Origin of the sequence: Pseudomonas sp. PA1(2017) (assembly GCF_001945375.1) — a bacterium.
Classification (GTDB): Bacteria; Pseudomonadota; Gammaproteobacteria; order Pseudomonadales; family Pseudomonadaceae; genus Aquipseudomonas.
This window is the reverse complement of record NZ_MSXU01000015.1, coordinates 137,034-156,938: the sequence shown is the minus strand read 5'-3', so window position 1 is coordinate 156,938 and position 19,905 is coordinate 137,034. Positions and strand designations below refer to the sequence as shown.

18 protein-coding genes are annotated in these 19,905 nt (G+C 63.6%); 10 read left to right on the top strand and 8 right to left on the bottom strand.

The genetic code is table 11. From position 1 onward, the window contains the following. The first annotated feature begins 6 nt into the window (after positions 1–6). From BVH01_RS21370 to BVH01_RS21360, 3 genes are all read left to right on the top strand, one after another. Complete coding sequence (locus BVH01_RS21370) at positions 7–1,584, top strand: aldehyde dehydrogenase (NADP(+)) (protein WP_075932259.1); 1,578 nt, start codon at positions 7–9, stop codon at positions 1,582–1,584. Between the two features lie 292 nt (positions 1,585–1,876). Beyond that, complete coding sequence (locus tag BVH01_RS21365; RefSeq protein WP_075932258.1) at positions 1,877–2,650, top strand: ferredoxin--NADP reductase; 774 nt, start codon at positions 1,877–1,879, stop codon at positions 2,648–2,650. 314 nt (positions 2,651–2,964) lie between these two features. Continuing rightward, complete coding sequence (locus BVH01_RS21360; protein WP_075932257.1) at positions 2,965–4,527, top strand: TerC family protein; 1,563 nt, start codon at positions 2,965–2,967, stop codon at positions 4,525–4,527. Between the two features lie 65 nt (positions 4,528–4,592). Here the strand turns inward: BVH01_RS21360 and mscL are convergent, their stop codons facing one another. Next, the gene (gene mscL / locus BVH01_RS21355) at positions 4,593–5,006 is read right to left on the bottom strand and encodes a large-conductance mechanosensitive channel protein MscL (RefSeq protein ID WP_075932256.1); all 414 of its coding nucleotides are present in this window, start codon (positions 5,004–5,006) and stop codon (positions 4,593–4,595) included. 287 nt (positions 5,007–5,293) lie between these two features. Here mscL and BVH01_RS21350 point away from each other — a divergent pair, with 287 nt between their 5' ends. Next, on the top strand, positions 5,294–5,548 hold the full coding sequence (locus BVH01_RS21350; RefSeq protein ID WP_075932255.1) for a DUF465 domain-containing protein: 255 nt from the start codon (positions 5,294–5,296) through the stop codon (positions 5,546–5,548). Between the two features lie 78 nt (positions 5,549–5,626). Further along, a complete protein-coding gene (locus BVH01_RS21345) occupies positions 5,627–5,863 on the top strand; it encodes a YdcH family protein (protein ID WP_075932254.1) in 237 nt (78 codons plus the stop codon). A gap of 135 nt (positions 5,864–5,998) precedes the next feature. Here BVH01_RS21345 and BVH01_RS21340 read toward each other — a convergent pair whose 3' ends face one another. Next, positions 5,999–6,484 carry a GNAT family N-acetyltransferase gene (locus tag BVH01_RS21340; RefSeq protein ID WP_075932253.1) on the bottom strand — a complete coding sequence of 162 codons (486 nt, stop codon included), beginning with the start codon at positions 6,482–6,484 and terminating at the stop codon, positions 5,999–6,001. Positions 6,485–6,620: 136 nt separating this feature from the next. On the opposite strand from BVH01_RS21340, the gene radA reads away from it, so the two are divergent. Next, on the top strand, positions 6,621–7,988 hold the full coding sequence (gene radA / locus BVH01_RS21335) for a DNA repair protein RadA (RefSeq protein ID WP_075932252.1): 1,368 nt from the start codon (positions 6,621–6,623) through the stop codon (positions 7,986–7,988). Positions 7,989–8,095: 107 nt separating this feature from the next. Continuing rightward, positions 8,096–8,269 (top strand): hypothetical protein, encoded by a 174-nt coding sequence (locus BVH01_RS24735; RefSeq protein WP_168172898.1) that lies wholly within the window; start codon positions 8,096–8,098, stop codon positions 8,267–8,269. A 19-nt stretch (positions 8,270–8,288) separates the two neighbouring features. Here BVH01_RS24735 and BVH01_RS21330 read toward each other — a convergent pair whose 3' ends face one another. The 5 genes from BVH01_RS21330 to BVH01_RS21310 form a co-directional block, all read right to left on the bottom strand. Beyond that, the gene (locus BVH01_RS21330; RefSeq protein WP_139317888.1) at positions 8,289–10,469 is read right to left on the bottom strand and encodes a hypothetical protein; all 2,181 of its coding nucleotides are present in this window, start codon (positions 10,467–10,469) and stop codon (positions 8,289–8,291) included. Next, on the bottom strand, positions 10,456–11,643 hold the full coding sequence (locus tag BVH01_RS21325; protein WP_075932251.1) for a DUF3142 domain-containing protein: 1,188 nt from the start codon (positions 11,641–11,643) through the stop codon (positions 10,456–10,458). The genes BVH01_RS21330 and BVH01_RS21325 overlap by 14 nt, the downstream gene beginning before the upstream one ends. Positions 11,644–11,760: 117 nt before the next feature. After that, on the bottom strand, positions 11,761–12,132 hold the full coding sequence (locus BVH01_RS21320) for a PilZ domain-containing protein (protein ID WP_075932250.1): 372 nt from the start codon (positions 12,130–12,132) through the stop codon (positions 11,761–11,763). A 76-nt stretch (positions 12,133–12,208) separates the two neighbouring features. Beyond that, positions 12,209–12,835, bottom strand: a complete 627-nt coding sequence (locus BVH01_RS21315) for a response regulator transcription factor (protein WP_075932249.1) — start codon at positions 12,833–12,835, stop codon at positions 12,209–12,211. Further along, entirely contained in the window at positions 12,832–14,205 is a 1,374-nt protein-coding gene (locus BVH01_RS21310; RefSeq protein WP_075932248.1) for a cache domain-containing protein, read from the bottom strand. Before BVH01_RS21310 ends, BVH01_RS21315 begins: the two co-directional genes overlap by 4 nt. A 246-nt stretch (positions 14,206–14,451) precedes the next feature. On the opposite strand from BVH01_RS21310, the gene BVH01_RS21305 reads away from it, so the two are divergent. From BVH01_RS21305 to yjiA, 3 genes are all read left to right on the top strand, one after another. After that, the gene (locus BVH01_RS21305) at positions 14,452–16,533 is read left to right on the top strand and encodes a carbon starvation CstA family protein (protein WP_075932247.1); all 2,082 of its coding nucleotides are present in this window, start codon (positions 14,452–14,454) and stop codon (positions 16,531–16,533) included. Continuing rightward, positions 16,523–16,726, top strand: a complete 204-nt coding sequence (locus BVH01_RS21300) for a YbdD/YjiX family protein (protein ID WP_013793040.1) — start codon at positions 16,523–16,525, stop codon at positions 16,724–16,726. The genes BVH01_RS21305 and BVH01_RS21300 overlap by 11 nt, the downstream gene beginning before the upstream one ends. An 84-nt stretch (positions 16,727–16,810) precedes the next feature. Then, a complete protein-coding gene (gene yjiA, locus BVH01_RS21295; RefSeq protein ID WP_075932246.1) occupies positions 16,811–17,776 on the top strand; it encodes a GTPase in 966 nt (321 codons plus the stop codon). A 225-nt stretch (positions 17,777–18,001) separates the two neighbouring features. Here the strand turns inward: yjiA and rpoD are convergent, their stop codons facing one another. Continuing rightward, on the bottom strand, positions 18,002–19,849 hold the full coding sequence (gene rpoD, locus BVH01_RS21290; protein WP_075932245.1) for an RNA polymerase sigma factor RpoD: 1,848 nt from the start codon (positions 19,847–19,849) through the stop codon (positions 18,002–18,004). Positions 19,850–19,905: the final 56 nt, after the last annotated feature.

Sequence of the window (19,905 nt, the reverse complement as noted above, 5' to 3'; positions counted from 1 at the left end):
ATATTCATGTCCGTAAACGGCCACAACATCATCGGCGGCGCCTATAGTGCCCGCGGCATTGTGAAGCTGCAGAGCGTCGATGCCACCACGGGCGAAGCGCTGCCCCACGACTTTGTCGAGGCCACGGCCGAGGAAGTCGATGCCGCTGCCCAGGCCGCCGCTGCCGCCTACCCGGTTTATCGCAGCCTGCCGGCGACCCGGCGCGCCGAGTTTCTCGATGCCATTGCCGACGAGCTGGACGCCCTGGGCGAGGACTTCATCGCCGTCGTCTGCCGGGAAACCGCGCTGCCGGCCGGGCGTATCCAGGGCGAGCGCGGGCGCACCAGCGGGCAGATGCGCCTGTTCGCCCAGGTGCTGCGCCGCGGCGATTTCCTCGGCGCACGCATCGACCGCGCCCTGCCGGATCGCCAGCCGCTGCCGCGCCCGGATCTGCGCCAGTACCGCATCGGCCTCGGCCCGGTCGCCGTGTTCGGCGCCAGCAACTTCCCGCTGGCGTTCTCGACGGCGGGGGGGGATACCGCGTCGGCCCTGGCTGCCGGCTGCCCGGTAGTGTTCAAGGCCCACCCCGGCCACATGACCACCACCGCCCTGGTGGGCGCGGCGCTGCTGTGCGCAGCGGAGAAAACCGGCATGCCCAAAGGCGTGTTCAACATGATCTACGGCGGCATCGTCGGCGCCGCACTGGTCAAGCACCCAGCCATTCAGGCGGTCGGCTTCACCGGTTCGCTGCGTGGCGGTCGTGCCCTGTGCGACATGGCCGCGGCGCGCCCACAGCCCATCCCGGTGTTCGCCGAGATGAGCAGCATCAACCCGGTCATCCTCCTGCCCGAAGCCCTCAAGGCTCGTGGCGAGAAGGTTGCCGGCGAGTTGGCCGCATCGGTGGTGCTCGGCGCTGGGCAGTTCTGCACCAACCCTGGCCTGGTGCTTGGTATTCGCTCGCCGGAGTTCAGCACCTTCCTGCACAGCCTGACCGCCAAGATGGCCGAGCAGCCGCCGCAGACGCTGCTCAATGCCGGCGGCCTGGAGGGCTATGGCAAAGGCATCGCTGCGCTCTCCGCACACCCGGGTATCACTCACCTGGCTGGTGCCGCGCAGGAAGGCAAGCAGGCGCGCCCGCAACTGTTCAAGGCCGATGTCAGCCTGTTGCTCGATGGTGACGAGCGCCTGCAGGAAGAAGTCTTCGGGCCGACCACCATCGTCGTCGAGGTGTCCGACAAGGCCGAGCTGCTAGAGGCCATCGAGGGGTTGCACGGTCAGCTGACCGCCACGCTGATCACCGAACCGGGCGACCTGGCCGGCAGCGAGGAACTGCTTGCGCTGCTCGAACAGAAGGTCGGCCGCGTACTGTTCGACGGCTACCCGACCGGTGTGGAAGTCTGTGATGCCATGGTGCATGGCGGCCCGTACCCGGCGACGTCCGACGCCCGCGGCACCTCGGTCGGCACCCTGGCCATCGACCGTTTCCTGCGCCCGGTGTGCTACCAGAACTGCCCGGACGCCTTGCTGCCCGACGCCCTGAAGAACGCCAACCCGTTGGGCATCGCCCGTCTGGTGGACGGTGCCAGCAGCCGCGACGCGCTGTAAGCGCCCGTTTCGCTGCGACGAGAAAGCCGACCTCAGGGTCGGCTTTCTTATGGGCGGTAAGCGGCGGTGTTTTCCCGGGTGTCGCTGCGCTCGACCCGGGCTACCGAACTGTGGGAACCGCGACCCGCGGTGAAAGGCAGGTGCACCGCAGGTTCTGCTGACTGGCCACCATCCCATCGCGCCGAGGTCGGCGCCTCCACCGGTGAGCTGCGCGTTTTCCCCTGATCTTTACCGGTGTTTCCAGCTGCCGCTTTGCGCCACACTAGGCCCATGAGCCTTGCTGGAGCCGCCGATGAGTAGCGAAGACAAATTCACCCGCCAGACCCTTCTCGACGTACAGACCCTCACGCCCACGCTGTTTACTCTGCGTACCACCCGTGATGCCGGGTTTCGCTTTCGCGCCGGGCAGTTCGTGCGCCTGGGGGTGGAGAAGGCCGATGGCTCGGTGGTCTGGCGCGCCTATTCGCTGGTCTCCGCGCCCCATGACGAACACCTGGAGTTCTTTTCCATCGTGGTGCCCGGCGGCGAGTTCACCAGCGAACTGAGCCGTCTACGTGTTGGCGACACCCTGTTGGTGGAGAAGATGGCCACCGGTTACCTGACCCTGGATCGCTTCGTCGATGGCCGCGACCTGTGGCTGCTGGGCAGCGGCACCGGTATCGCGCCGTTTCTGTCCATGCTGCAGGATTTCGAGGTCTGGGAGCGTTTCGAACGCATCGTGCTGGTGTACAGCGCGCGCACTGTGGCCGAGCTGGCCTATCAGGAGATGATCCACGGCTTTTCCGAGTTGGAGCACCTGGCCGAATTCACTCACAAGCTCACCTATCTGCCGGTGGTCACTCGTGAGCAGGCACCCGGTTGCCTGGATGCACGCATCACCGAACTGCTCGACAATGGCGAGCTGGAACGTGCCGCCGGTCTGCAACTCACGCCCGAGCATTCGCGCCTGATGATCTGCGGCAACCCGCAGATGATCGACGACATTCGCCAGCGCCTGAAGGCCCGTGGGTTGAATCTGAGCCTGACGCGGCGGCCCGGGCAAGTGGCCGTGGAGAACTACTGGTAAACCTGCAACCTGACGCGCTCATCACTATGTAAAGCACGGTTACAAACTTGCCGCTTTCAGTGTGACTCGCGCTCCAGTAGATTGCGTGGTCTGTTTCCCATTATCCGGTCTTCATGGACAGCGACAGTAGACGATCGCCCTCGCCGTTATGGACGAGGGCGGTACTTCCCAAAGGCCACGCCGCCCGGCGTGCGCTTAACGTGCAGCACCCAGCTGCACCTTCTTTCCGACAGCCGAGTTTCCACGCGCCTGCTTCTTGCATGCGTGGCGCATTCGGCCGTCTTCGTTTTCCCCTAGAGAGAGCTACACACTAAATGGAATGGATGGCTGATCCGACGGCCTGGCTGGGCCTGTTGACCCTGATCGTCTTGGAAATCGTCCTGGGCATCGACAACCTGGTGTTTATCGCCATTCTTGCCGACAAGCTGCCGCCACATCAGCGCGACCGCGCGCGGGTGATTGGCCTGAGCCTGGCGTTGATCATGCGCCTGGGCCTGTTGGCCAGTATGGCGTGGCTGGTGACCCTCACCGATCCGCTGATCGAAGTATTTGGCAAGTCCTTCTCCGGGCGTGACCTGATCATGCTGTTCGGCGGTGTGTTCTTGCTGTTCAAGGCCACCATGGAGCTGCACGAACGCCTGGAAGGCCGCGTGCACCAGCCCGGCGGCGCGCGCACCTATGCCAAGTTCTGGCCGGTGGTCGCGCAGATCATCGTGCTCGACGCGGTGTTCTCGCTGGATGCGGTCATCACCGCCGTCGGCATGGTCGAGCACCTGGAAGTGATGATGATCGCGGTGATCATCTCCATCGGCTTGATGATCGTCGCCAGCAAGCCGCTGACCGCCTTCGTCAACGCCCGCCCGACGGTAATCATGCTGTGCTTGGGCTTCTTGATGATGATCGGCTTCAGCCTGACCGCCGAAGGCCTGGGCTTCCACATCCCGAAAGGTTACCTGTACGCCGCCATCGGCTTCTCGATCCTGATCGAGCTGTTCAACCAAGTCGCTCGTTCGCGCCGTAAGCGCAGCCTGCAGGGCCAGCGTGGCCTGCGTGACCGAACCGCCCATGCGGTGATGCGCATGCTCGGCGGCAAGGTGCAGGCCGATGAAGTCGGCGAGGACATCGCCGACATGCTCGAGGGCGAACAGGGCGAAACCGCGCTGTTCGACCGCCGTGAGCGGGTGATGATCAGCGGCGTGCTGAACATGGCCGAGATGTCGATTCAGAAGGTCATGACCGATCGCATGGAAGTCGACCGCATCAACCTCGATGACGAGCCTGAGAAGATCCAGCAGGCGCTGCTCGACTCGCCGCACTCGCGTCTGGTGGTGACTCGCAATGATTCGCGTGACGAGCCCCTGGGCTACATCCACAAGAAGGAGCTGTTCAAGGAATTGCTCAAGGGCCAGCAGCCGGATATCGAGAGCCTGGTGCGGGCGCCGATCAACCTGCCGGACAGCTCCAGCGTGCTCAGCTCGCTCGAGCAGATGCGCCAGGGCTCGACCCACGTGGCCTTCGTGGTCAACGAGTTTGGCGGCTTCGAAGGCCTGCTGACCCTGACCGACATCCTCGAAGCGATTGCCGGCGAGCTGCCGGACGCCAGCGAAGTGGATGGCCCGGACGTCGAGGAAGTGGACGGTGGCTACCGGGTCAACGGTGCGGTCAATCTGGCGGTGTTGCGCGAGCGGATGAACTTCGCTGCCAAGCCGACCGACGATTACCAGACCCTGGCCGGCCTGGCCATGAGCCTGCTCGACCGCCTGCCGCTGATCGGCGACAAGGTCGAGTACCTGGGCTGGGAGCTGACGGTGATCGAGGTCAAGGAGCGCCGCATCACCCGCGTGCTGCTCAAGCCGGGCAGCGAGTCGGCTGCGTAACGGCGCGGCAGTGAAACGAAAACGGCGCCCCTAGGGGCGCCGTTTTCATGTCCGGCGTGTGCCGGTCATTCCTTGTGCTGCCCGCTCTTGAGCAGGTCGCGGATTTCCGTCAGCAGCACTTCCTGGGTACTAGGCGCCGGCGGTACCGAAGGCGCCGCGGCTTCTTCACGCTTGAGGCGGTTGATCGCCTTGACGCCCATGAAGATGGCGAATGCCACGATCACGAAGTCGATCACCGTCTGGATAAAGCGACCATAGGCCAGCACCACTGCCGGGATATCACCTTGCGCGGCCTTGAGCGTGATGGCCAGGTCGGAAAAGTCCACCCCGCCGATCAGCAGCCCCAGAGGCGGCATGATCACGTCGCCGACGAAGGACGAGACGATCTTGCCGAAGGCCGCGCCGATGATGATACCGACCGCCATGTCGACGACGTTGCCCTTGACCGCGAACGCCTTGAATTCGTTGATGATGCTCATATGCAACCCCCTGGATCTGATTTGGTGCGCTGAAGTGTAAAGCACTGCTGTCGATCTGCCATGTGCTGCCGTTTGGCTGGCACAAGGTCTGTGACCCCCGTGCGGCGGCATTGTCCAAATTTATTACCGGCCAATCATTCAGGGCCGCTCCATCACGGAGCTCTACGGCGAGGCTTTGGGTGCCGGCGATAGGCGGTTGCGGGGCGCCGTCCCGCATTGACGGGGATCAACGGCCAGGGCGCTACACCCGACTAGAGTGCGCTCATTCATTTATCGGGAGTTCGGCCATGCATATCGACTATTGCGCCCAATCCAACGCCGTTTCGCTGCTGCGCAGCAACCCTGCTTACACCGCGCTGGTGGAGCAGCACGATGACGTCGATCGCCGCATCGCCCGTATCGAAAGTGGCCTGGAGCGACCTGAAGGGCTGAGCCTGGCGGCTCTGAAGCTGCGTCGTTCCGGTTTGCGCGAGGATCTGGCGCGCCAGCAGCGCAAGGCCGAGGGCGGGTGCTGCAATTGCGGCAATAACTGCGGCGGCTGATGCAGCTCGTCGGGCGGTCGGGTCGGCGGCGGTGGGCTAAGGTCAATGCATCATCACCCCAACACAGAGGAGCGCCCCATGACCGCCGAGCACAATCTGCGCGAAGAATTTCGTGAGTTCGGCGACGCCCTGACCGAGCGTCGCAAAAGCCATCCGGGGTTCGACGGCCTGGTGGGCCGCTACCAGGATCTGGACAAACGCATCGTCGAACTCGAGTCCGGCAACCAGTCCTTCGATGACGAAACCCTGGGCCGCCTGCGCCGCGAGCGAGTGCTGCTCAAGGACAAGATCGTGCAGGAGCTCACCGAGCGCTGAGCCTCAGTCGATATTGGGTGCAGCGATGTGTGACGGATTCCTGGGTATCGCTGCGCCCAACGCCGGCTACGAGTTTTGCGTAGCCTGGGTTAGCCGCAGGCGTAACCCGGGTTCTTTATTGCTACCCGTCAACCTTCAGGCCTGCACCACGAATCGTTGCAGCCCCGGTTCAGCGCCGTCGTCTTCCAGCTCACGCACCACGAATGGCAGCTCGCTCAGCGCCTGCCGGCAAAAGGCGTTCGCCAGCTCATCCTGTGCATAACAGCACAGCAGCCAACGACGCCCGTCGCTGACCGTCTGTTGCAGCAGCGCGCGACCAATGCCCAGGCGCCGGTATTTCTTGAGCAGAAACAGATCGGCGAACTCCATGTCGGCCAGGCGCTGGTCCTCGCAGGCCTCCAGCAGCAGAAAACCGGCAATGAACCCGTCGACCAGAATCAGCCCGGCGCTCCAGCCGGCGTCCTGCCAGTAGCGTTGCAGGTGCGGCTCGTGCACGTAGAAGCGGCCGTCGACCTCTACGTCTTCCTGCTCCCAGCCTGACGATTCGTAGGCATAGAACTGATACAGGTTGCGGATCAGCGGCAACTGCTCGGCGCTGGCGGGAATCAGTTCGATGGACATGCTGGGCCTCGGGGCAGGGGAGCGGCGCATTATCGACCTGGGTGGCCCGGCGGGGATAGGCCGTGTGCGCAGGTCTGTAAATTTATCCAGTTGTTCGGTATCGTTCGGCCTTGATCGATCAGGCAGGACGACCCCCATGGCCAAGGCCAAACGCTTGTACGGCTGCACCGAGTGCGGCGCGACCTTTCCCAAGTGGGCCGGGCAATGCGGCGAGTGCGGCGCCTGGAACACCCTCACCGAAACCATGATCGAAGCCGGCGGCGCTGCGGCTCCCAGCGGGCGAACCGGCTGGGCCGGGCAGCAGGCGCAGTTGAAGACCCTGGCCGAAGTCAGCGTCGAGGAAGTTGCGCGCTTTTCCACCGCGTCGGCCGAGCTCGATCGCGTGCTCGGCGGCGGTCTGGTGGATGGCTCGGTGGTGCTGATCGGCGGCGACCCGGGTATCGGCAAGTCGACCATCCTGCTGCAGACCCTGTGCAACGTCGCCCAGCGTTTTCCGGCGCTGTACGTCACCGGCGAGGAATCCCAGCAGCAGGTGGCGATGCGCGCTCGGCGCCTGGGCCTGCCGGAAGACAAACTCAAGGTGATGACCGAAACCTGCATCGAAAGCATCATCGCCACCGCCCGCCATGAAAAGCCCAAGGTGATGGTGATCGACTCGATCCAGACCATCTTCACCGAACAGCTGCAGTCCGCGCCCGGCGGCGTCGCCCAGGTGCGCGAGAGTGCGGCGCTGCTGGTGCGCTTTGCCAAGCAGAGCGGCACGGCGATCTTCCTGGTCGGCCACGTGACGAAAGAGGGCGCCCTGGCCGGTCCACGGGTGCTCGAGCACATGGTCGATACCGTGCTGTACTTCGAGGGCGACCCCGATGGTCGCCTGCGTTTGTTGCGTGCGGTGAAGAACCGTTTCGGCGCGATCAACGAGCTGGGCGTGTTCGGCATGACCGACAAGGGCCTCAAGGAAGTCAGCAACCCTTCGGCGATCTTTCTCACCCGCGCCCAGGAGGAAGTGCCGGGCAGCATCGTCATGGCCACCTGGGAAGGCACCCGGCCAATGCTGGTGGAGGTGCAGGCGCTGGTCGACACCAGCCATATGGCCAACCCGCGCCGCGTGACCCTGGGCCTGGATCAGAACCGTCTTGCCATGCTGCTCGCGGTGTTACACCGCCACGGCGGCATCCCCACCTATGACCAGGACGTGTTTCTCAACGTGGTAGGCGGCGTGAAGGTGCTGGAAACCGCCTCCGACCTGGCGCTGATGGCCGCGGTGATTTCCAGCCTGCGCAATCGGCCGCTGCCCCACGATCTGCTGGTGTTCGGCGAGGTGGGCCTGTCCGGCGAAATCCGCCCGGTGCCCAGTGGTCAGGAGCGCCTGAAAGAGGCAGCCAAGCACGGCTTCAAGCGCGCCATCGTGCCCAAGGGCAATGCGCCGAAAGAGTCGCCGTCGGGCCTTCAGGTGGTTGCCGTGACGCGGCTGGAGCAGGCGCTCGACGCGCTGTTCGAGTAGCTGCGGCGTTCTGCCGCTAGGGGCGCCTGGCGGCCATTGATCCGCGTCAATGGGTGGGCAGGGCGGCAGTCGCAGGATGAAGGCGTACCCACAGAGGAGTCGCCATCATGCTGCTGTTCTACGACATCATCGCCAAAGCCAGTTTCTCGCCAGTCGACCGCCTGGGCGTCGAGCGCAAGCGTCAGCCGCTACTCGATGTGCTGCCGCAACTGGTGAAGGCGCGCCGTGCCCGTCGCCGCGAGGCCGATGCGGCCTGCTGCGATTTTGGCATCGGCCACTGAGCAGTGTGAGCACTGCCCCTCACTCTTTCATCTTGGCAACCGCTTTTTTGGCGCGGCGGCGCCAGTAGATGGCGACGCCGACCACGGCTATCGAGAGTGCGGTCAGCGCACCTTGGTGTTCGTATGCGACTTGCCTGACGGCCTGTCCGCGTTCGATCCATTGCCTTTTGCGGGCTGCCTGGAAATCCGGCGTCTCGCAGGCGCCCACCCCGAACACGAAGGCCGGAGCAGGCGGCAGGCGCAGAGCGCCTTGTTCCACATAACGACGGTAGTAGCTCTGTGCACGTTGCGGATCGACATTGATCATCCAGTCGGTGGCCGCACACAAGGTGCTGGCGAACGCCTGACTGCGCTCCGGCAGCAGGTCTGACGCGCTGCTGGCCAGATCCGCCGCTATCCAGCGGTAATGAAAGCGTCGATAGGGGGCGGCAGCAGTGGCGTTCCAGCGCTGTGCCTCGGCTGCCGATAGCAGGCCACCAGTTTCAATGGGCTCTGCATCCGAGATCATTTGAGCGCTGTTGTAGCGTTCTGGATAGTTACCTGCATAAACGTAGTTATCCGGCCCCAGTTCGTAGCCCAGCAGTTCCATGCCTTGGCGGCGAAGGAGGCTCGCTGCCTCGAAATAGGCCTCGGCGCGGCCAATGTCGGTCCAGGCACTTTGCGCCCGCTCGCGCGCTTGCTGATAGTCGGCCGCGGCCTGCTGTTGCTCGGCCTGGGCAAAGTAGCCACGCGCCTCGTCGTAACGGCCGTCGCGCATTAGGCGGCGTGCTAGCAGCTCCCGCAGGCGCATTGCCGTTGGACGGTCCCAGTAATTCCATGGCTCGCTGTCCACAGGCTGCGGAGCGCTGGCAACTTGGCTGTCGACGTAACCCTTGAGTTCATCGGTTGTCAGTACGCGTTCAGCCACAGCCGCGGCGTCCTGCCAGTAAATATCTCCCCCGCGATAAAGCTGCTCGAAGGCCTGCAGGTAGTCACCACGCTCGAGGGCGAGAATCGCCGACTCACCTTCGATGCGGCACTTGGGCTTCAGGGTTTCGTTCAGCCAATCGCCGTTACGTCGCCAGCCCCAGTTCTCGTCTTCCGGAAAACCTTTGGCCGCTTCGGCATAGGCCTGGCTGGCGGCTTCGCTGTCGCCTGCGCGTAGCGCCATCTTGGCGCGCAGCCACCAGGTCAGACCGCTATCGGTGGCGCGGTCGAGAAAACGCTGGGTTGAGGCGTAGTTGCCTTCGCGGTAGGCGATGGCCGCGAGGCGGTCGGCATCATCCAACTGCTGGATATCGGTCTGCTGGATCAGCGTCAGCAGGCGCTCTGCGGGAAGCGACGAATGTTGGATGCCAGCCAGCAACTTGGCGCTGAGCAACTGGCGCACCGCTTGCTGATGCAGCAGCGGCCGCAGGTGCTGGTCATCCAGAGCCGCGAGCGATGCGCCGACCTCGCGTAGTGAACTGGTGCCGGTTTCGGAACCATGGATGGCCTGGCTGGCATAGAGCGCGATGGCTTGGCTCCATTCGCCGGCGTGCAGATACAGTCGCGCCTGTTCACCGAGGCTGGCCAGGGCCAGTTCGAGCGGATCGTCAAAGCCCTCGATCGCTAGCTGGCGCGTCAGCTCAAAGGCCGCGGCCGCCCGTTGCGGCAGGTCGGGCTCATTGGTGTCGGTAGCCTCACCGCTCATAAGGGCCAAGCTACGGCCCAGAGAGTAAGCCGCCCATGTGCTGCGCAACTTGCGTTGTTCGGCTGGCAAGGCCAGTACGCGTTGGAAGTGTTCGGCAGCCTGCCAGTGATCACCTTGGGCGAAGGCCACGGCGCCAGCGGTGTATAGGCGCAGCTCGGCTGGCAATTCGGCGCCCTGGCTTTCTACCTGGGCCGCTTCGGTGAGTGCTCGCAACCGTTGAACTCGCTCGAAGAGACCGTCCTGTAGCTGTGATTTTTCCACCTCTTCTCGCTGAATCGGCAGTCGGTCGTTGGTGCCCGGGTACTGCTGGAGCGTCGCTTCACTGGCCCTACCCAGGCCAGGGATTGTGGCGCCGAGTTTACGAATTTCCTGAACGAAGCTGCCTTCGGGCATTTGTGCCAGCGCGTTCTGGCGATCATTGAGCAGCAGGTAGGGGAAATCCGGTCCGCAGGCGATGGCAGGGGACAGCGGCAGCAACAGGCCAATGCCGGCACTCAACAGTCGGCGTTGCCACTCAGGGTGATACATGAATTGCTCCTTGTTCGAACAGGCTGCAGCGTACCCAACCCAGTGCCTGGCGTTGCCCCGCAGCGAGGCGTGCAGTTTGCTTGCGAAGGAAAGTCGGGCCATTGTCGCTCTGCTCCAGGCGATTGTCTGCGATGGCGTCGGCCGCTTCGCAGTGGCTGCCAAGAAGGCTTATCCGTACTGGCAGCTCAACGTCGCGATTGCCATTGCTCACCAGCGTCAACTCTCGCAGCGGGCCGGCCTGCTTCACATCCACGGTGATCGAGGCGCTCAGGGGCTGCCTGTGTACCACCGCTTGTAGAGTCGCCAGCGGCCAGGCACGACGGTCCCCTGGCAGCGGCAGGCGGAACCAGATAATGCCGTGCAGATTTTTCGGCCGGCGCTCGTCCAGGGTCGTCAGAAGGTTGGCAACTTGCTGGGGATCGACAAGCAGCTCACGGCGGCTTCCGCCAACATCCAGCGGGGCTTCGCTCTCGACTTGTCGTGAGGAGTCGATCATGGCGACGCCGTAGGCGGGCAGCGCCAGCATGAAGGCTTTCTCGCTGCGTTTGCCATAAGCCTCGGCCCAACGTTGTGCCTGCTGTGGGTCGAACAAACCGTCGCGTGGATCGTTGATGGCGTGCACCTGTAGTACCGAGCTGTCGACCTGGCGCAGCAGGGCTTTCAGGTGCGGGCTATTCAGCCAGGTGGGCAGGGCGGTGATGCTCAGTGCGAGGCCGGTGGGCAACGCGGAGCGCAGTGCTGCCAGCAGTTCTGTATAGGCGGGCAAGCGCGCGCTTGCGCAGTCGTGATCGATTTCCACACCTTGCAGATTGATTCCGCGGGCCTGCCATTCATCTAGTAGGCTCTTTGTCTGGTTGAGAATCTGCTCCTGATTCAGTTGTGGCAACTGTCCATCGAGTCGTATCACCATCATCACCGGCCGACCGTCGGCGACCAACTGCTGCAGGTTGGGGTAGGCTCTGGCCCAGCCAGCCTTGGGGTGAAACTGCAGGGCCAGTACGCGTAAGGCGGTGAAGTCATCCTTGGTCTGAGCCAGTACGTGATGATGGACGGGCTGCCATTGCCGTTGCCAGATGTAGACTTGCTGCTCCAGTGGTGCTGATGGCGGCGGCGAGCAGGCAACGCAAAGCAGCGTCAGCAGCGACAGGCACAAACAGTTAAGTAATTGATGCATTCGGTCGGTATCGTCGCGCAGCGGGGCGGTGTAAACGATACGCCTCGCCCGAATTAGCTGCGCGCTGATTTTGTGAAGCCACGTCTCGTGAGGTCGCAGGCCTCTGAATGCGAAGAATCAGTTATCGTCTTCGCAAAGCGCTGTCAGCTCGCGTTCGAGCAGGGCTTCGTCGCCCAGGTTGAGTTCCACCAGGCGCCGCAGGTGGCTCATCGAATCCAGGTCGATGTGGTGGCAGAGAAAGCCCAGTACGCGCTCTTCGCGGTGTACCAGCTCGACCTGCATGGTCACTTGCAGGTTGTCGTCCAGGGCGATGCGCAGCAGGTAATCCTGGCCGGTCTCGCCCTCCCAGTTCCACGGCCTGCGCACCAGCACACCGCGAAACGAGATGTCGTGCAACTCCACTTGCCAGCTCTGCTCGCCCTGAATGATCTCGGCGGGCGCGTCGAAGGCGATGCGCTGGAAGCGCCGACGTTCGTGGTTGTCACTCATGGAAGCTGTCCTCTGATGATTTAGTCCACTATAGCCAAGGCGCGGGGCGGCGTCGCCGAGCGCGCTGGCGTGGTTGTCAGTTTTGCGGCGACCAGCCGTACTCCATGGCGTGCTTGACCAGGTCGGCGGGCTTTTCGATGTCCAGTTTGCGGCGAATGTTCAGTCGGTAGGTTTCCACGGTGCGCACGCTGATCGCCAGCTCGCGGGCCATGGCCTTGTTGTTCAGGCCCTGGGCCATCATCAGCAGCACCTGGCGTTCGCGCGGTGTGAGCTCGCCTTCCTCGGTTTCTTCCTGGGCCAGCTTGTGGGCCACGTCGCCGCTGTAGAAACGCCCGCCGACCGCCAGCACGTCGATGGCGGAGATGATGTCCTGGGACGGCGCTTCCTTGAGCACGTAGCCCGAGGCGCCCATGCGCAGCGAGCTGCTCACGTATTCCTGATTGTCGTACATGCTGAGGATCAACACCTTGGTGGCCGGGTGGCGTTTCTTGATGATGCCGGTCAGCTCCAGGCCGTTGATGTCCTTGAGGCCGATGTCCATCAGGAGGATGTCCGGCTGTTCGCGGGCCACCAGTTCCAGCGCCTCGCTGCCACTGCCGGCTTCCCCGGCGATCTCGAAGTGGTCGACCATCGACAGCAGGGTGCGAATGCCTTCGCGCACCAGGATATGGTCGTCGACTAGGGCGATGCGGATGGTCTTCATGCGGGCTCGGTCCGGGATTGTGTCGCGTCCGCGGAGAGTAACAGGGCGACGGTCAGAACGGTGCCGGCGGATGTGGAGGCGATGTTGAAGTCGCCGCCGAAATGCTCCACCCGCTCGCGGATGTTGCGCAGGCCGATGCCGCCACTCTGCTCGGCCTGGCGTGGGCTGAACCCCGTGCCGTCGTCGCTGATGCGCAGGTTGACCCGCCGCGGGTTGCCGGTCAGCTGGATGGTCACCTGGCCGGCGCCGGCGTGGCGCTCGATGTTGGTCAGCGCCTCCTGGAGGATGCGAAACAGCGCCACGTTCATGTCGTCGCTCAGGCGGGTATCGCCCAGGCTGTTGTCGTAGGCCACGCGCAGTCCGCTGCGCTGCTCGAACTCGCTGGCCAGCTGGCCGATCGCCGAGGCCAGGCCGAGGGTGTCGAGTAGCGAGGGATGCAGGTCGTGGGAGATGCGCCGCACTTCGCCAATCGCCCCGGCCAGGCGCTCGATGCCTTGGCGCAAGGTTTGCGCGGCGCTGGTCTTGCCGGCTTCCAGCTCGTGGCAGGCCAGCTCGAACTTGAACTTGATCGATACCAGCAACTGGCTGATGCCATCGTGCAGCTCTCGCGACAGGCGCGAGCGCTCCTCCTCCTGGGAGGTGATGATGCGCTGGGTCAGTTGCTGCAGTTTGCGGTCGGCCAGGCGGTGTTCGCTGACGTTGAGGGTCAGGCCGCTGGCGAACACCAGTAGCACGGCGATCAGCGCGACGATGGCGATGGCCAGCATGGTGGTGCGAATGCCGCTGCCGACGTCGTGACGAACCTGGGCGATGGCGTTGTCGACGTCTTCCAGGTAGATGCCAGTGCCGAGCATCCAGCCCCAGCGGTCGAGCATGGTCACGTAGGCGAGCTTTTCAGCGACCTGACCGGTGGAGGGTTTCTGCCAGCCGTAGCGCTGGAAACCATCACCTTGCGTGGCGCTACGGATCAGTGCCTGGATCACCAGCAGGCCGTGGGGATCGGTCATGTTCCACAGGTCCTTGCCCACCAGTGTGGCCTGGCGCGGATGCATGAGGCTCTTGCCGCTGCGGTCGTAGACGAAGAAGTAGCCGTCGCTGCCGAAATTGATGCGCGCAAGTAATGCCAGCACCTGGCGTTTGGTTTCCTCGTCGTCGCGGCCGGTGTCGTAAAGCGGCGCGATGGTGCTCAGGGCCATTTCCACGTAGTGCTTGAGCTCGGCCTGCTTGCTGCCCAGGATGCTGTGCTCGATCAGCTGGGCCTGCTGATTGCCCAGACGCTGGTTCTGGATCAGCACCAGCAGGCACACCACGGCCACGGCCAGGAGCATGGGCAGCAGGCTCAGGGCGACGATCTTGTGCTTGAGTTGCATGGGGCACTCCGGGCTGCCTGGCTGGGCGGGCAACGCTGTGGCGGATGAACGGCGGGCAGAGCATACACAAAGCTGCAGCACCCGGCTGACGCGATCTGCACGCTTCTACGTAGTTCTACGTAGATGGCCGTGGGTAGTTTTGCGAATTACTACAAAGCGTACTTAGATGGATAGTTGGGGGGCTCGACAGAGCACAACAATAACAATGAGTGTCGCAGGCCGAGGCTTGCGGCCGGAGATGTCTAAATGACCAGAATGGCCAGCCATATCGCCTGGTTTGCGGTCGCGTTGCTGGGCGCCTTCGCGCTAGGCACCGTGGCGCTGAATCGCGGCGAATCGATCAATGCCTTGTGGATCGTCGTCGCTGCCGTGGCGATCTACCTCGTCGCGTACCGCTACTACAGCCTGTTCATCGCCACCAAGGTGATGCAGCTCGACCCCACCCGCGCCACCCCCGCCGTGCTCAACAACGATGGCCTGGACTACGTCCCGACCAACAAGCACATTCTCTTCGGTCACCACTTCGCCGCCATCGCTGGCGCCGGCCCGCTGGTCGGCCCGGTCCTCGCCGCGCAGATGGGCTATCTGCCGGGCACCCTCTGGCTGATCGCCGGCGTGGTGCTGGCCGGTGCCGTGCAGGACTTCATGGTGCTGTTCATTTCCACCCGCCGCAACGGTCGCTCCCTGGGCGAGCTGGTGCGCGAGGAAATGGGCCAGATCCCCGGTACCATCGCGCTGTTCGGCGCCTTCCTGATCATGATCATCATCCTCGCGGTGCTCTCGCTGATCGTCGTCAAGGCGCTGGCGGAAAGCCCCTGGGGCATGTTCACCGTGATGGCGACGATTCCCATCGCGATGTTCATGGGCATCTACATGCGCTATATCCGGCCAGGCCGCATCGGCGAGATTTCCCTGATCGGGGTGGTCCTGCTGCTCGGCTCGATCTGGCTGGGCGGGGTGATCGCCGCTGACCCGGTATGGGGTCCGGCCTTCACCTTCACCGGCGTGCAGATTACCTGGATGCTGATCGGCTACGGCTTCGTCGCCGCGGTGTTGCCGGTGTGGCTGATCCTGGCACCGCGCGATTACCTGTCGACCTTCCTCAAGATCGGCACCATCATCGCCCTGGCCATCGGCATCCTGGTGGTCATGCCCGAGCTTAAGATGCCGGCGCTGACCCAGTTCACCGACGGCACTGGCCCGGTGTGGAAGGGTACGCTGTTCCCGTTCCTGTTCATCACCATCGCCTGTGGTGCGGTATCCGGTTTCCACGCGCTGATCAGCTCGGGCACCACGCCCAAGCTGCTGGCCAACGAAACCCATGCCCGCTACATCGGTTACGGCGGCATGCTGATGGAATCCTTCGTGGCCATCATGGCCATGGTCGCGGCTTCGGTGATCGAGCCGGGCATCTACTTCGCCATGAACAGCCCGGCAGCCCTGGTCGGCTCGGACGTTCAATCGGTAGCCGCCACGGTCAGCAGCTGGGGTTTCATGATCACGCCCGAGCAGCTCGAGGCGGTCGCTCGTGATATCGGCGAGAACACCATTCTGGCCCGTGCCGGTGGTGCGCCGACGCTCGCCGTAGGGATCGCGCAGATCCTGCATAGCGTGCTGCCAGGCGAGAACACCATGGCGTTCTGGTACCACTTCGCGATTCTCTTCGAGGCGCTGTTCATCCTCACCGCGGTGGACGCCGGTACCCGTGCCGGCCGCTTCATGCTGCAGGACCTGCTCGGCAACTTCGTACCTTCGCTGAAGAAAACCGAGTCCTGGACCGCCAACGTGATCGCCACTGCCGGCTGCGTGGCCCTGTGGGGCTGGCTGCTGTACCAGGGCGTGATCGATCCGCTGGGCGGCATCAACACCCTGTGGCCGCTGTTCGGTATCTCCAACCAGATGCTGGCCGGTATCGCCCTGATGCTCGGCACCGTGGTGCTGATCAAGATGAAGCGCGAGCGCTACGTGTGGGTGACGCTGGTTCCGGCCACCTGGCTGCTGATCTGCACCACCACCGCCGGCCTGATCAAGCTGCTCGACCCGAACCCGGCCGTCGGCTTCCTGGCCCTGGCCAAGAAGTACCAGACCGCGCTTGACGCCGGTCAGGTCATCGCCCCGGCCAAGGACATCGGCCAGATGCAGCACGTGATCTTCAACGCCTACACCAACGCCACGCTCACCGTGCTGTTCCTGTTCGTGGTGCTGAGCGTGCTGTTCTACGCGATCAAGGTCGGCCGCGCTGCCTGGCGCAAGGAACTGCGTACCGACCGTGAGGCCACCTATGAAGCGCTGCCTGCAGACGCGCCGGAGGTTGCTCGTGTTCAATGATCTCAGCCGGATGGGCAAGTACCTCGGTCAGGCTGCGCGGATGCTGGTGGGCATGCCCGACTACGACACCTACGTCGAGCACATGGCCAAGAAGCATCCCGATCAGCCAGTGATGAGCTACGAAGCCTTCTTCCGTGAGCGTCAGGAAGCACGTTATGGTGGCGGCAAGGGGCGGCCGATCCGCTGCTGCTGACATCAGCATGCGGGCCTTGGGGCCCGCTTCAAGCACCACACGCCACGCCTCGTCGTGGCGTGTGTCTTTCAGAGGAATGCATTCATGTCCTTTTCCCCCATTCCGGTCACCGTGCTCAGCGGCTTTCTCGGTGCCGGCAAGACCACTCTGCTGCGGCATATCCTCAAGGCCGAACATGGCCTGAAGATCGCGGTGATCGAAAACGAATACAGCGAAACGCCCATCGACAGCCAACTGCTCGGCAGCGAGCCGGTACAGGTGATGACCCTGGCCAACGGCTGCGTGTGCTGTTCCATCCACGTCGAGCTGGAGAAGGCGCTGTTCGTGCTGCTGGAAAAGCGCGACAGCGGCGAGCTGAATTTCGACCGCCTGGTGATCGAGTGCACCGGCCTGGCCGACCCTGCGCCCGTCGCCCAGACCTTCTTCGCCACCGAGGAGCTTTGCGAGCGCTACGTGCTCGACGGCATCATCACCCTGGTGGACGCGGCCAATTCCGAGCGCCACCTGCAGGAAACCATCGCCCAGGCCCAGGTCGGTTTCGCCGACCGCATTCTGCTGAGCAAGACCGATCTGGTCGATGACGCTGCCCGTGAAGCGCTTACCGCGCGCCTGCAGCGCATCAACCGCCGGGCGCCGATCCGCGTGGTCGAGCACGGCCGCATCGACTTGAGCGAGCTGCTGGATGTGCGCGGCTTTAACCTCAATGCCGACGTGGCACCGAGCCTGCGGCCGGTGCTGCCTGGCAGGAGCAGCGACCGCATCGCCACCCTGGTGCTGACGGGCGACAAGCCGTTGGATCTCGATCGGCTCAGCGGTTTCATGGAAGGCCTGCTGGAACAGCACGGCAACTCGCTGCTGCGCTACAAGGGCGTGCTGAGCATTGTCGGTGAAGACCGGCGCATGGTCTTTCAGGGCGTGTTGCGGCTCTATGGCTTCGACTGGGACAGCGAGTGGGGCGGCGACGAGAAGCGCGAGAGCGTGATCGTGTTCATCGGCGACAACCTGCCCGAGGAAGCGATTCGTCAAGGCTTCGCCGAGCTGGCGGGCTGAGCTACCTTTGCGAGGATTGCCCGGTGGCTGCGTCGCTGGGCTCAGGTGGACGAGCTTCGCGTTGACTACGCGCCCGGTTCCCCCTGCAGCCTGTTTCCATCCCAGTAGAGCAAGGGCGCTCCGTTCATCTATCAATGCGGTGGAGCGCAAAGCCGCTCCATGAGGCCAGAAACGCAGGCAAAAAAATGCCGGTCAGTGACCGGCATTTTTCATTCCCGTGAAACCTTACTCGTCGAGGAACGAGCGCAGGTGTTCGCTGCGGGTCGGGTGGCGCAGCTTGCGCAGTGCCTTGGCTTCGATCTGGCGGATACGCTCACGGGTGACGTCGAACTGCTTGCCCACTTCCTCGAGGGTGTGGTCAGTGTTCATGTCGATGCCGAAGCGCATGCGCAGAACCTTGGCTTCACGGGCGGTGAGGCCGGCCAGCACTTCGCGAGTGGCTTCCTTGAGGCTTTCCACGGTGGCTACGTCGATCGGGGACTGCATGGTGCTGTCCTCGATGAAGTCGCCCAGATGCGAATCCTCGTCGTCGCCGATCGGGGTTTCCATGGAGATCGGCTCTTTGGCGATCTTCAGCACCTTGCGGATCTTGTCCTCGGGCATTTCCATGCGCTCGCCCAGCTCTTCCGGCGTGGGCTCGCGGCCCATTTCCTGGAGCATCTGACGGGAGATGCGGTTGAGCTTGTTGATCGTCTCGATCATGTGCACCGGAATACGGATGGTGCGCGCCTGGTCGGCGATCGAGCGGGTGATCGCCTGGCGAATCCACCAGGTGGCATAGGTCGAGAACTTGTAGCCGCGGCGGTATTCGAACTTGTCCACCGCCTTCATCAGGCCGATGTTGCCTTCCTGGATCAGGTCGAGGAACTGCAGGCCGCGGTTGGTGTACTTCTTGGCGATGGAGATCACCAGGCGCAGGTTGGCCTCGACCATTTCCTTCTTGGCGCGACGGGCCTTGGCTTCACCGATCGACATGCGACGGTTGATGTCCTTGATCTCGGCCAGGGTCAGGTCGCTTTCATCCTGCAGGGCGATCAGCTTCTGCTGGCAGCGCTGAATGTCGGCTTGCAGATTGCCGATGGCCTCGGCGTACTTGGATTTGCCCTTGGCCAGGCTGGCAGCCCAGTCCAGGTCCACTTCGTTGCCGGGGAACAGGCGCAGGAAGTCGGCACGCGGCATACGGGCGTCACGCACGCATAGTTGCATGATGGCGCGTTCCTGGCCGCGCAGGCGGTCCAGGGCTTCACGCACCCGCACCACCAGTGCGTCGTACTGCTTGGGCACCAGTTTGATCGGCATGAACAGCTCGGCCAGTACGCGCAGCTCTTCGATGGCCTGCTTGCTGTCGCGACCGTGCTTCTTCAGCGCTTTCTTGGCGACTTCCAGCTGATCGGCTACCGCGGTGAAGCGGCGCAGGGCCTCTTCCGGATCCGGGCCGCCATCGCCTTCTTCTTCCTCGTCGTCGCTGTCGCCGTCTTCTTCGTCATCGTCCTTGTCTTCGGCCTTGTCGTCCGAGGAGGCAGGAACCGGTGCCGCAGCTTCGGCAGGCACGCTGCCGTCGTCCGGGTCGATGTAGCCGCTGAGGACTTCGACCAGACGGCCACCCTCGGTGGTGACGCGGGTGTATTCGGCGAGAATGCTGTCGACGGTGCCCGGGAAGTGAGCGACAGCGCCCATGACTTCTCGGATACCTTCTTCGATACGCTTGGCGATTTCGATCTCGCCTTCGCGGGTCAGCAGCTCCACGGTACCCATTTCACGCATGTACATGCGCACCGGGTCGGTGGTACGGCCGATATCGGTCTCAACGGCCGCGAGAGCAGCGGCTGCTTCTTCGGCGGCGGCTTCGTCGGTGTCGGCTTCGGCCAACAACAGGGCGTCCGCATCCGGAGCACTCTCGAATACGTTGATCCCCATGTCGTTGATCATGCGGATGATGTCTTCCACCTGTTCCGGATCTGAAATATCCTCGGGCAGGTGGTCATTGACCTCCGCGTAAGTCAGGTAACCCTGCTCACGACCACGGCTGATCAATTCTTTCAAACGAGATTGCTGTTGCGCTTTTCCGGACATAACACCCTATCCACTTAAGGTCTTGGCGGGCTGAAAACAAGCCGAGGATTATACCT